This is a genomic window from Streptococcus mitis NCTC 12261, assembly GCF_000148585.2.
Classification (GTDB): Bacteria; Bacillota; Bacilli; order Lactobacillales; family Streptococcaceae; genus Streptococcus; species Streptococcus mitis.
In genome coordinates, this window is record NZ_CP028414.1 from 543,149 (window position 1) to 555,656 (window position 12,508).

Annotated in this window: 13 protein-coding genes; 11 read left to right on the top strand and 2 right to left on the bottom strand. The window is 42.9% G+C overall.

Features of this window, described 5'->3' with window-relative positions; translation table 11 throughout:
• Positions 1 to 77: 77 nt before the first annotated feature.
• From SM12261_RS02990 to SM12261_RS03005, 4 genes are read left to right on the top strand one after another with little or no spacing between them, the layout of a single operon-like run.
• Complete coding sequence (locus SM12261_RS02990; protein ID WP_414717250.1) at positions 78 to 1,022, top strand: FecCD family ABC transporter permease; 945 nt, start codon at positions 78 to 80, stop codon at positions 1,020 to 1,022.
• A 1-nt stretch (position 1,023) separates the two neighbouring features.
• A complete protein-coding gene (locus SM12261_RS02995) occupies positions 1,024 to 1,779 on the top strand; it encodes an ABC transporter ATP-binding protein (protein WP_000364112.1) in 756 nt (251 codons plus the stop codon).
• A gap of 19 nt (positions 1,780 to 1,798) precedes the next feature.
• Positions 1,799 to 2,809: an ABC transporter substrate-binding protein gene (locus tag SM12261_RS03000; RefSeq protein WP_000753248.1), complete on the top strand. Its 1,011-nt coding sequence runs from the start codon at positions 1,799 to 1,801 to the stop codon at positions 2,807 to 2,809.
• Positions 2,790 to 3,482 carry an alpha/beta hydrolase-fold protein gene (locus SM12261_RS03005; RefSeq protein WP_000175764.1) on the top strand — a complete coding sequence of 231 codons (693 nt, stop codon included), beginning with the start codon at positions 2,790 to 2,792 and terminating at the stop codon, positions 3,480 to 3,482. Before SM12261_RS03000 ends, SM12261_RS03005 begins: the two co-directional genes overlap by 20 nt.
• Positions 3,483 to 3,525: 43 nt before the next feature.
• On the opposite strand, the gene SM12261_RS03010 is transcribed toward SM12261_RS03005, so the two are convergent.
• Positions 3,526 to 4,275 (bottom strand): lysophospholipid acyltransferase family protein, encoded by a 750-nt coding sequence (locus SM12261_RS03010; protein ID WP_000500197.1) that lies wholly within the window; start codon positions 4,273 to 4,275, stop codon positions 3,526 to 3,528.
• A gap of 132 nt (positions 4,276 to 4,407) precedes the next feature.
• Between SM12261_RS03010 and SM12261_RS03015 the strand changes: the two genes are divergently transcribed.
• From SM12261_RS03015 to SM12261_RS03045, 6 genes are all read left to right on the top strand, one after another.
• Positions 4,408 to 6,744, top strand: coding sequence for a cation-translocating P-type ATPase (locus tag SM12261_RS03015; protein ID WP_004238732.1), 2,337 nt, complete (start codon positions 4,408 to 4,410; stop codon positions 6,742 to 6,744).
• A gap of 100 nt (positions 6,745 to 6,844) precedes the next feature.
• Complete coding sequence (locus SM12261_RS03020; RefSeq protein WP_000624072.1) at positions 6,845 to 7,522, top strand: tRNA (adenine(22)-N(1))-methyltransferase; 678 nt, start codon at positions 6,845 to 6,847, stop codon at positions 7,520 to 7,522.
• A complete protein-coding gene (locus SM12261_RS03025) occupies positions 7,509 to 8,306 on the top strand; it encodes a Nif3-like dinuclear metal center hexameric protein (protein ID WP_000881148.1) in 798 nt (265 codons plus the stop codon). The genes SM12261_RS03020 and SM12261_RS03025 overlap by 14 nt, the downstream gene beginning before the upstream one ends.
• Before the next feature lie 16 nt (positions 8,307 to 8,322).
• Complete coding sequence (locus tag SM12261_RS03030) at positions 8,323 to 9,426, top strand: NAD(P)/FAD-dependent oxidoreductase (RefSeq protein WP_000754641.1); 1,104 nt, start codon at positions 8,323 to 8,325, stop codon at positions 9,424 to 9,426.
• 298 nt (positions 9,427 to 9,724) lie between these two features.
• On the top strand, positions 9,725 to 10,744 hold the full coding sequence (galE, locus tag SM12261_RS03040; RefSeq protein WP_001156540.1) for a UDP-glucose 4-epimerase GalE: 1,020 nt from the start codon (positions 9,725 to 9,727) through the stop codon (positions 10,742 to 10,744).
• Position 10,745: 1 nt separating this feature from the next.
• A complete protein-coding gene (locus SM12261_RS03045; protein ID WP_004238731.1) occupies positions 10,746 to 11,711 on the top strand; it encodes a glycosyltransferase family 2 protein in 966 nt (321 codons plus the stop codon).
• Between the two features lie 57 nt (positions 11,712 to 11,768).
• Here the strand turns inward: SM12261_RS03045 and SM12261_RS03050 are convergent, their stop codons facing one another.
• Entirely contained in the window at positions 11,769 to 11,966 is a 198-nt protein-coding gene (locus SM12261_RS03050) for a ferredoxin (protein WP_004235080.1), read from the bottom strand.
• A 45-nt stretch (positions 11,967 to 12,011) separates the two neighbouring features.
• Between SM12261_RS03050 and SM12261_RS03055 the strand changes: the two genes are divergently transcribed.
• Positions 12,012 to 12,503 (top strand): SAG1386/EF1546 family surface-associated protein, encoded by a 492-nt coding sequence (locus tag SM12261_RS03055; RefSeq protein WP_001040919.1) that lies wholly within the window; start codon positions 12,012 to 12,014, stop codon positions 12,501 to 12,503.
• The last annotated feature ends 5 nt before the right edge of the window (positions 12,504 to 12,508 follow it).

A 12,508-nucleotide genomic window follows, 5' to 3' on the forward strand; every position in this document is an offset into this window, starting at 1 on the left:
GACAAGACCAGCAATTTGTGTTACTTTTAGTTATTTTGCTAGGTATTTTAGGGATTTCTCTCTTTCTAGCAGTTTCAATGGGATCTGTTGCGATTAATCTAGGAGATACCTATCGGATTATTTTGAGCAGGTTGGGATTTCCTCTTGAGGTAGGAGAGGTTTCCAAGTCCACTCTTGCCATTGTATGGAACATGAGATTCCCTCGAGTATTGTTAGGTCTGATAGTAGGAGCAGGCCTTTCTATGTGTGGTAGCGTGATGCAGTCCACAGTGAACAATCCTATCGCAGAGCCTTATGTCTTAGGAATATCTGCGGGTGCAACTCTAGGGGCAACCTTGAGCATCATTCTTGGTTTAAAAGTGATGATTAGCCTTGGAGCTTTTCTTGGAGCTATTTTGGCAACAATTGCTGTCCTCATCATTGCCTCTATGCAGGGAAGGATGACGACTTCTAGTCTGATTTTATCAGGAACCGTGGTCAATGCTCTCTTTCTGGCTTTTTCAAACTTTATTATCTCAATTGGCGCTAATGCGGATAGTGTGATGACCATTAAGTTTTGGACCATGGGATCGCTCGCTGGGACTTCCTGGGCAGACTTGGTCCTGCCAACTATAGTAGTAGGAATAGCCTTTCTATTTTTCTCTACTCAGTATCGTGTTTTCAATGCGATGATGATGGGAGATGAGGCTGCTTTAACTTTGGGGATTCCCTTACGCTTTTATTGGTATCTTTATGTGACCATGGTGGCTGTGCTGACAGCAGTCTTAGTGGCAACCTGTGGGATTATTGGATTTGTCGGTCTGATTACTCCACATTTAGCTCGAGGGTTAGTAGGAACGAATTACAAGAGGCTTTTTCCTGTTGCAACCTTGCTAGGTGCCCTTTTTGTCGTCTGGGCAGATGTACTCTCTCGTGTCATTATTCCAAATGCAGAGCTTCCTATTGGTATTTTCACAGCCTTAGTAGGTGCTCCCTTCTTTATCTACATTGTCGGAGGTAGGCGAAGGGAGGTGAGGGGCTGATATGGATTTGATTTGTCAGGATATTCACTTTGGACTGGGAGAGAAAAAAATCCTCAAGGGAGTTTCTCTTAAAGTTGAAGGGAATCAATTTCACACGATATTAGGGCCAAATGGAAGTGGAAAAACCAGCCTACTTAAACTCCTCTATCGTCAGGAAAAGGCGGACAAAGGCTTGATAAGCCTAGATGGAAAGCCGCTGGATCATTGGTCACTCAAAGAAACAGCCAAGCAAATGGCAGTTGTGACCCAGTTTAACCAGCTGCAGTTTGATTGTACAGTTGAGGAAATCGTCTTGCTGGGAAGAACTCCCCACCTCTCTTTTTTAGAGAAGGAAAGGGAAAGAGATTTTACACTCGTTCAAGATGCTCTCGTTAAGGTGGATATGCTTGAGAAGAAAACTCGTCTCTATTCGTCTCTGTCAGGGGGAGAGAAACAGCGAGTTTTGTTAGCTCGCGCCTTGGCGCAGGAACCGACTCTCTTACTCCTAGACGAACCAACCAATCATCTGGATATCAAGTATCAGCTAGACTTGTTGGCCATTGTGAAAAATCTCAAGGTTAATGTTCTAGCTGTCCTGCATGATATTCAACTTGCTTGTCGCTATTCGGATTATCTCTATCTGATGAAAGAGGGAGAAATCCTTTACCAAGGGACTCCAAAGGAGACCATCACCCCTGAGTCATTGCAAACTGTATACGGAGTTCAAAGTCAGGTTACTTGGACCGAGGATCAGCAAGCCATGATTCACTATTTATAAGAATGAAAAGGAAAACAAGATGAAAAAAACACTCAGCATTTTACTCGTAACAGTAGCTACCCTAACCATGGCAGCATGTGGCAATACTACTAAAGAAAAAGCTACCACACAATCTAGCACAGAAACAAGTCAGAAGGCCAGCGCAGAGACGACTTATCCGTTAACGGTCAAAACCTATGATGCTAAAGGAAATGAAGTCGAACAAGTTTTTGACAAGGCACCTGAAAAAGTTATCACCAATAATCTTTCAACCACTGAAATCTTATTGGAGTTAGGGTTGAAGGATAAAATTGTTGGCATGCTCAATCCAGACAATGCTGTGACGGACAAATACAAGGACGCGATTGCGACGATTCCTCAAATTGGGGATAAAAAAACAGTCTCACAAGAGACAGTCCTTTCTTATGAACCAGACGCTTTGATGGGTCGAAACATGATGTTTTCTGAAAAATCCTTGGGGACAGTTAGCACTTGGAATGAAAATAAAATCCCAGTTTATACGCAAAAAGCTTCCCTCTCAACGATTCAGCAAGATTTGGGGAATATCGTAGAAGATGTCAAAAATCTTGGAATGATTTTTAATGTTCAGGACAAGGCCAATGAATACGCAGCCCAATTACAAGCTAAAATTGACGCTGTTAAGAAAGCAAATCCAGCAAGCCAAGGTGAAAAGAAAAAGGCTTTGATTATGGTTGCTTATAATGATGAAACCTTCGGTGCCTACAAGTCTGCTTTGCAAGAGAGTTTGCTGAACCAACTTGGTTATACAAACGTTGCTACGGGGACATCAGGCTTGACCTTGGAAAATCTCGTGTCAATGGATCCTGAGTTAATTATCTATGTAACCAGTGACCGTAATAAAAAATTGGATGCTAACGCAGTAGAGTTGATGAAGGCAAATGCTGTTTTGGAAGGTGTTCCTGCTATTAAGAATCAAAAAATCATGACTATCTCTTACGATGAGTTGATGGATTATGGCCCAGCTGTGATTGATTCCCTTGAGAAAATCAATGACTTTATCAATAAATAATGAGTTTGATTGGGAAGGAATTCAAGTCAAAATCAGCCTTCCCTCTAACTACAACCCCAATCAAACCTATCCGACTATTTTATTGAATGATGGAAACTTGGATTTCCTATCTTCCCTTTCCGAATCTGTGATTTTAGTGGGCTTGACCTCTAAAAATCGCCTAGATGACTACACTCCCTGGAAGGTAGCAGCTCTGAGAGATGGAGCTCCAGATTTTGGAGGTCAGGCCAACGCCTATCATGATCATTTATTTGGAGGTCTTTTAGACAAGTTGCAGTCGCTTTATCGACTGGATGAAGCACGCCTTGCTTATGGAGGCTACTCACTAGGTGGTTTGGCAGCAGTCTACAGTCTTTTCAGCTTTGACAAGGTTTCCTGTGTCTTTTCGATCTGCGGTTCCTTTTGGTATCCTGATTTTGTGACCTACTGCAAGGAAGAAAATGTGAAAAATTTGGACTGTTTGCTGTATTTACAGAATGGTCAAACAGAAGGAGAACACCACACTAATCGCTTGGCTCAAGCACCAGTCTATGCTGAGCAGATCCATACCAGTCTTCAGAAACGCTATCCGAACGGCCAGTTTGTCTTTGACCCTTATGGACACCATGAACAAGTAGCTGAACGATTTCTAGCTTTTTCTAGCTGGTTGGCCCAAAAATGGAAAATCGAATAAAAAATTTATCCCTTGGCTTTTGCCAAGGGATTGTTGTATTTATTTAAGCAAGTTTTTCTCTTTTCTTATCTGGATTCCAGATAAAGCTTGCGATAAAGCTAAAGATGATGGTTAGGATAGCGAGGATAATGGCAAGGATGAGGGCAGGGATGCGGATAAGCCACCAGAGTGGGTTTGGTTTTTTATTATTGTGCCATTGTTTCGTTTCTTGGTCCAGACGTTGAAATTCTGTTTGGATACGATTGGCGACTGTTTCAATGCCTTCGTCATTCATTTTTTTGATATCTGAGATATCAATTGGATTTCCAAAGTTCATATCGACACGTTCACGACTAATCAAGCCCTTCAAAGTCATGGGACCTGTGTAGGTAACCGGCATAATACGGACCTTGGCCATTTTGGCAATCAGAGCTACGCCACCCTTGACATCGTTTGAGTGTCGGCTTCCACTTGGAAACATGATGAGAGAGCGGTCACTTTTTTTAAGAACATTGATAGGATATTTGATGGCTGAGGCGCTAGGATTTTCACGGTCGATAGGAAAGGCACCACACATACGAATCCACCAGCCAAAGATACGGTTGGTAAAGAGCTCTTTTTTGGCCATAAAGATAAATTGTTTTGGTTTGGTCGCAAAGGCCATATAAACTGGATCCCACCAGGTGCGGTGAGGTGCAACCAAAATATAATTTTCATCTTGATTAGGAATTTTATCAGTATTATGATAATGGGCATTGCCATTGATGGACCATAGGAGCAAGACAACCAATCCACGTAAATAAGTATAAAACATGCGATCTCCTTCGATTATTTTCTTGTTATTATTATACCTTATCAAAGGAGGGCTGGCAAACTTTTCCCTTGACTAGGTGCATATTTGGGGTGAGATTAGAATTCTTTTAGAAAAAATGATATGATAGAATTTATGGATAAAAATAAGATTATGGGATTAACCCAAATAGAAGTCGAGGAAAGACAGGCTAAGGGCTTGGTCAATGATTTTACTGCTTCGGCCAGTACCAGCACTTGGCAAATCGTTAAACGAAATGTCTTTACCCTTTTTAACGCTTTGAACTTTGCCATTGCTTTGGCCCTTGCCTTTGTGCAAGCTTGGAGCAATCTGGTCTTCTTTGCCGTTATCTGCTTTAACGCTTTTTCTGGAATTGTGACCGAGCTGCGGGCTAAACACATGGTGGACAAGCTCAATCTCATGACCAAGGAAAAGGTTAAAACCATTCGTGATGGCCAAGAAGTAGCTCTGAATCCTGAAGAATTGGTGTTAGGAGATGTCATTCGTTTGTCTGCAGGAGAGCAGATTCCTAGTGATGCCTTGGTTTTGGAAGGCTTTACGGAGGTTAATGAAGCCATGCTAACGGGAGAAAGTGATTTGGTGCAAAAGGAAGTGGATGCCTTGCTCTTGTCAGGAAGTTTCTTGGCTAGTGGGGCAGTTTTGGCTCAAGTTCACCATGTTGGGGCTGATAACTATGCTGCCAAACTCATGCTGGAAGCCAAGACCGTTAAACCAATCAACTCTCGTATCATGAAATCGCTGGACAAGTTAGCAGGTTTTACTGGAAAGATTATCATTCCTTTTGGTCTGGCTCTCTTGCTAGAAGCCTTGATGTTAAAAGGCTTGCCTCTTAAGTCGTCCGTTGTAAACTCGTCTACAGCCCTTTTGGGGATGTTACCTAAGGGAATTGCCCTTTTGACCATTACTTCGCTCTTGACTGCAGTTATCAAGCTAGGTTTGAAAAAGGTTTTGGTGCAGGAGATGTACTCTGTTGAAACCTTGGCGCGTGTGGATATGCTCTGTTTGGACAAGACGGGCACCATCACCCAAGGAAAGATGCAGGTAGAGGCTGTTCTTCCGTTGACGGAAACTTATGGTGACGAGGCTATTGCTAGCATCCTGACAAGCTATATGGCCCATAGTGAGGATAAGAATCCAACAGCTCAAGCTATTCGCCAGCGTTTCCAAGGTCAGGTAGCCTATCCTATGCTTTCCAATCTTCCCTTCTCTAGCGACCGCAAGTGGGGAGCCATAGAGTTAGAAGGTTTGGGGACAGTTTTTTTAGGGGCGCCTGAGATGTTGCTGGCTTCTGAGGTCCCAGAAGCCAGAGAGGCTCTAGAGAGAGGATCACGTGTCTTGGTCTTGGCACTCAGTCAGGAGAAATTAGACCATCACAAGCCACAGAAACCATCTGATATTCAGGCTCTGGCCCTGCTGGAAATCTTGGATCCGATTCGAGAGGGAGCAGCAGAGACGTTGGACTATCTCCGTTCTCAGGAAGTGGGTCTCAAGATCATCTCTGGTGACAATCCAGTTACGGTGTCCAGTATTGCCCAGAAGGCTGGTTTTGCGGACTATCATAGCTATGTAGATTGCTCGAAAATCACGGATGAGGAATTGATTACTATGGCTGAGGAGACAGCTATTTTCGGACGTGTTTCCCCTCATCAAAAGAAACTCATTATCCAAACACTGAAAAAAGCGGGGCATACAACAGCTATGACAGGAGACGGAGTCAATGATATTCTCGCCCTTCGTGAGGCGGATTGTTCTATCGTGATGGCGGAAGGGGATCCGGCGACGCGTCAGATTGCCAATCTGGTTCTCTTGAACTCAGACTTTAATGATGTTCCTGAGATTCTCTTTGAAGGTCGTCGCGTGGTCAATAACATTGCCCATATCGCCCCGATTTTCTTGATAAAGACCATCTATTCTTTCTTGCTCGCAGTTATCTGTATCGCCAGTGCTCTTCTGGGACGATCTGAGTGGATCTTGATCTTCCCTTTCATTCCGATCCAGATTACCATGATTGACCAGTTCGTGGAAGGTTTCCCACCATTCGTTCTGACTTTTGAGCGAAATATCAAACCTGTTGAGCCAAACTTCCTCAGAAGATCCATGCTTCGTGCTCTACCAAGTGCTCTCATGGTTGTGTTCAGCGTTCTTTTTGTGAAAATATTTGGAAGTAGCCAAGGTTGGTCTGAGTTAGAAATCTCAACTCTACTCTATTATCTCTTGGGGTCAATTGGTTTCTTATCCGTATTTAGAGCCTGCATGCCATTTACCCTATGGCGTGTCCTCTTGATTGTTTGGTCAGTAGGAGGCTTCCTAGCTACAGCTCTCTTCCCAAGAATTCAAAAACTACTTGAAATTTCAACCTTAACAGGACAAACATTACCTGTTTATGGTGTCATGATGTTGGTCTTTACCGTGATTTTCATTTTGACCAGTCGCTACCAAGCTAGAAAATAAAGAAAGGCTGCAATCTGTGGATTGCGGTCTTTTTAGGTACAAGATTGCCAGCTGAAATGTGGTATAATAAGAGGTAATAGAGTTTGGAAAGTGAGAGAAGATGATTTCAAAGAGATTAGAATTAGTGGCTTCCTTTGTGCCACAGGGAGCCATTTTACTAGATGTGGGGAGTGACCATGCTTATCTGCCTATCGAGTTGGTCGAAAGAGGACAAATCAAAAGTGCCATTGCAGGTGAGGTTGTAGAAGGTCCCTACCAGTCCGCGGTTAAAAATGTTGAAAGTCACGGGTTAAAGGAGAAAATCCAAGTCCGTTTAGCAAATGGCTTGGCAGCCTTTGAAGAGGTAGATAAGGTATCGGTCATTACCATTGCTGGTATGGGTGGTCGTTTGATTGCCAGGATTTTAGAAGAAGGCTTGGACAAGTTAGCTAATGTAGAGCGTTTAATCCTCCAACCCAATAATCGTGAAGACGACTTGCGTATCTGGCTACAAGAGAACGAATTTCAGATTGTAGCTGAAAGTATCTTAGAAGAGGCTGGCAAGTTTTACGAGATTTTGGTGGTGGAAGCAGGACAAATGAAGCTATCAGCTAGTGATGTTCGCTTTGGTCCCTTCTTGTCCAAAGAGGTCAGTCCAGTCTTTGTCCAAAAATGGCAAAAAGAAGCTGTTAAGCTAGAGTTTGCCCTCGGACAAATCCCAGAAAAAAATCTGGAAGAACGTCAAGTTCTAGTAGATAAAATTCAAGCCATCAAGGAGGTTCTCCATGTTAGCAAGTGAAGTGATTAATGCGTATGAAGCCTTTTGCCCTCAGGAATTTTCCATGGAGGGAGACAGTCGTGGTCTGCAAATTGGTACTTTAGACAAGGATATCCAAAGGGTCATGGTGGCTCTCGATATTCGTGAAGAAACGGTGGTTGAAGCCATTGAAAAGGGTGTAGACTTGATTATTGTCAAGCATGCGCCGATTTTCCGTCCCATCAAGGATTTGGTAGCTAGCCGTCCACAAAATCAGATTTACATTGATCTCATCAAGCATGACATTGCAGTTTATGTAAGTCATACCAATATTGACATCGTTGAAAATGGTCTCAATGACTGGTTCTGTCAGATGTTAGGTATCGAGGAAACGACTTATCTGCAGGAAACAGGCTCTGAACGTGGGATTGGACGTATTGGAAATATTCAACCTCAGACATTTGAGGAATTGGCCCAACATGTCAAGCAAGTCTTTGGTCTAGATAGCCTTCGATTGGTGCATTATCAAGAGAGAGATTTGCAGAATCCTATTTCAAGAGTGGCCATCTGTGGTGGTAGCGGGCAGTCTTTCTATAAGGATGCTTTAGCTAAAGGAGCGGATGTCTATATCACTGGTGATATTTACTACCACACTGCCCAGGATATGTTGTCTGATGGCTTGTTGGCATTGGACCCAGGTCACTATATTGAAGTGCTTTTTGTGGAAAAAATTTCTGCACTCCTTACTCAATGGAAGGCTGAAAATGGCTGGACAATTGATATTGTACCTAGTCAAGCATCGACCAATCCTTTCCACCATATCTAGTTAGAAAGTGAAAACAATGAAAAAAGTTGCCATTATTGGAGCAGGAATTGTGGGAGCAACAGCTGCCTACTACCTCTCTAAAGAAAGTGACCTAGAAGTAACCGTCTTTGACCATGGACAAGGTCAGGCTACCAAGGCCGCAGCGGGAATTATCAGTCCTTGGTTTTCCAAACGTCGCAATAAAGCCTGGTACAAAATGGCGCGCTTGGGGGCTGACTTTTATGTGGATTTGTTGGCTGATTTAGTGAAGTCAGGGAAAGAAATTGACTTTTACCAGCGTTCGGGAGTCTTTCTCCTGAAAAAGGATAAAACTAAGTTGGAAGAACTCTATCAACTAGCCCTCCAGCGTAGAGAAGAATCTCCTTTGATAGGCCGGTTAGCCATTCTGGACCAAGCATCAGCTAACGAATTATTCCCTGGTTTGCAGGGATTTGACCGTCTGCTCTATGCTTCTGGTGGAGCGAGAGTAGATGGTCAACTCTTGGTGACTCGTTTGCTAGAAGCCAGTCAGGTCAAGCTGGTCAAAGAAAAAGTGAGTCTGACACCTTTAACATCGGGTTACCAGATTGACGAAGAGGTGTTTGATCAGGTTATTTTGGCGACGGGAGCTTGGTTGGGACATCTGTTAGAGCCTTTAGGTTATGAAGTAGATGTTCGTCCCCAAAAGGGGCAACTCCGAGATTATCAGCTGGCCCAAGACATGGAAGCTTACCCTGTTGTTATGCCAGAAGGGGAGTGGGATTTGATTCCTTTTGCAGGTGGGAAATTGTCCTTAGGTGCTACTCATGAAAATGACATGGGATTTGATTTGACGGTAGATGAAACTTTACTCCAGAAAATGGAGGAGGCAGCCTTGCCTCACTACCCAACCTTGGCAGAAGCGAAATCATCTGGTGAACGTGTGGGAATCCGTGCCTATACCAGTGATTTCTCTCCTTTCTTTGGAGAGGTTCCAGAATTGTCAGGTGTCTATTCAGCCAGTGGACTAGGTTCATCAGGCCTCACAACGGGTCCTATCATTGGCTACCATCTAGCTCAACTGATTCAAGGCAAGGAGTTGACCTTGGACCCTCTAAACTACCCAATTGAAAACTATGTCAAACGAGTAAAAAGCGAATAATACTCAATGAAAATCAAAGAACAAACTAGGAAACTAGCTGCAGGCTGCTCAAAGCACTGCTTTGAGGTTGTGGATAGAACTGACGAAGTCAGCTCAAAACACTGTTTTGAGGTTGTGGATAGAACTGACGAAGTCAGTAACATATATATGGCAAGGCGACGTTGACATGGTTTGAAGAGATTTTCAAAGAGTATAAGCATTTTACTGAAATTTTATCCTACCCTCTAGGATGGCAAATGACATTCCCTATCAAAAATGGTAAAATAAGAAAAAATAATCCGAGAATCGAGGAAAAAAGATGCAAGAAAAGATTTTGGTAACGGGTGGAGCAGGTTTTATCGGAACCCACACTGTTATTGAGTTAATCCAAGCAGGTCATCAGGTTGTTGTGGTGGATAACCTTGTGAATAGTAATAGAAAAAGTTTAGAAGTTGTTGAAAGAATCACAGGAGTTGAAATTCCGTTTTATGAGGCAGATATCCGTGATACAGATACTCTTCGTGATATTTTCAAGCAAGAAGAACCAACAGGGGTCATTCACTTTGCTGGTTTGAAGGCTGTTGGTGAATCTACCCGTATTCCTCTTGCCTACTATGACAACAATATCGCTGGAACTGTTAGTCTTTTGAAGGTCATGGAAGAAAACAACTGTAAAAACATTATTTTCAGTTCTTCTGCGACAGTTTACGGAGATCCTCATACAGTGCCAATCTTGGAAGATTTCCCACTTTCAGTGACCAATCCATACGGCCGTACTAAGCTTATGCTAGAGGAAATTTTGACCGATATCTATAAGGCGGACTCAGAATGGAATGTGGTCTTACTTCGTTATTTCAACCCAATCGGAGCTCATGAGAGCGGAGATTTGGGAGAAAATCCAAACGGTATTCCAAACAATCTCTTGCCATATGTGACTCAAGTAGCCGTTGGAAAATTAGAGCAAGTGCAAGTGTTTGGAGACGATTACGATACGGAAGACGGAACTGGTGTTCGTGACTATATCCACGTTGTCGATTTGGCTAAAGGTCACGTCGCAGCTCTGAAAAAAATCCAAAAAGGTTCAGGCCTAAACGTTTATAACCTTGGAACAGGTAAAGGCTACTCAGTTCTTGAAATTATCCAAAACATGGAAAAAGCGGTGGGACGTCCAATTCCTTACCGTATCGTAGACCGTCGCCCAGGGGATATCGCAGCCTGCTATTCAGATCCTGCAAAAGCCAAAGCAGAACTGGGCTGGGAAGCAGAATTAGGCATCACCCAAATGTGTGAAGACGCATGGCGTTGGCAAAGCAAGCATCCAAATGGATTTGAAGACTAAGATGGTGATGTCAATCATTGTCCCCTGTTTAAACGAAGAGGAAGTACTTCCTCTTTTTTATCAGGCTTTGGAAGCTTTACTTCCAGATTTGGAAACAGAAATCGAGTATGTCTTTGTCGACGATGGATCAAGTGATGGGACCTTGGAACTCTTAAAGACCTATCGGGAGCAAAATTCGGCAGTTCATTATATTTCTTTCTCTCGAAATTTTGGCAAAGAAGCAGCTCTGTATGCAGGCTTACAATATGCGACAGGAGATCTGGTGGTCGTGATGGATGCAGACCTCCAGGATCCTCCGAGTATGTTGCTTGAGATGAAAAATTTACTAGACCAAAATGCAGACTTGGACTGTGTTGGAACACGGAGAACTAGTCGGGAGGGAGAACCTTTCTTTCGCAGTTTCTGTGCTGATCTCTTTTATGGTTTCATGAAAAAAATTAGTCCAGTAGCCCTGCCGTCAGGTGTTCGTGATTTTCGCATGATGAGAAGATCTGTAGTCGATGCTATTTTAAGCTTGACTGAGTCCAATCGCTTTTCGAAGGGGCTCTTTGCCTGGGTCGGTTTTAAAACCCACTATCTGGACTATCCAAATGTCGAAAGGCAGGCTGGCAAGACCAGTTGGAGTTTTAGGCAACTCTTTTTCTACTCCATTGAAGGGATTGTTAACTTTTCAGATTTTCCCTTGATTATCGCCTTTGTGGCTGGTCTCCTATCTTGTTTTATTTCTCTGCTTATGACCTTTTTTGTTGTGGTTCGGACTCTCATTTTGGGCAATCCGACATCAGGTTGGACCTCTCTGATGGCTGTTATTCTCTTTCTCGGAGGGATTCAACTCTTGACCATTGGGATTCTCGGCAAGTATATTAGTAAGATTTATCTAGAGACTAAAAAAAGACCACTTTATCTCGTCAAAGAAAAAAGTGACCTTCCTGATTTTACAGAAAAAAATAAAGAGAAAAGACTATAATTTTGCATGGAAATATGCTAAACTAGAAGGAGTGGAACGTTCTTGTCGATATTAGAGTTAATCTTTAATCAAGGCACGTGTCGGACAGTTTCTAACAGCTTCTACGACGTCCTGGCTAGGAGAGATTTCTTTTTCTAGTTGGTCAGGGTCATCGTAAAAACGCACGATTCCATTATCGTGGTAATCAAATAATTCAGAATAAGTTTGGCAAAGACCACAGGCAATGCAGCGTTCAGGTATAAGTGTGATTTTCATATTTATATTGTAATAAGAAAAGTAAAAAAAACCAAGGAGTAAGGTATGGCAAAAGAACCGTGGCAAGAAGATATTTATGAGAATCAGGAAGAAACAAGATCAGAACGTCGTAAGAGAGAACAAGGTGGAGGAGTGCTGGCTAATCGTATCTTGACTATTTTAGCAAGTATTTTCTTTGTGATTGTAGTCGTGATGATTATTGTTCTTATCTATCTTTCATCGGGTGGGAGTAATCGCACAGCAGCCTTGAAAGATTTTCACGATTCAGATACAAAAGTAGAGCAAGTTTCTTCTACTTCTAGTAGTAGTTCAGAGCAGGCATCTTCTAGTTCAGAGGAGAAGGTAGAAGAGTCATCTAGTAGCTCAGAACATCCAACTGATCCAGAAGGAACTACAAAAGTTATGGCTGGAGAAGGAGAAGCAGCTATTGCCGCTCGTGCAGGAATCTCGATTGCTCAGTTAGAGGCTTTGAATCCTGGCCATATGGCTACAGGATCTTGGTTTGCTAATCCTGGAGATGTGATTAAGACTAGATAGGAGTC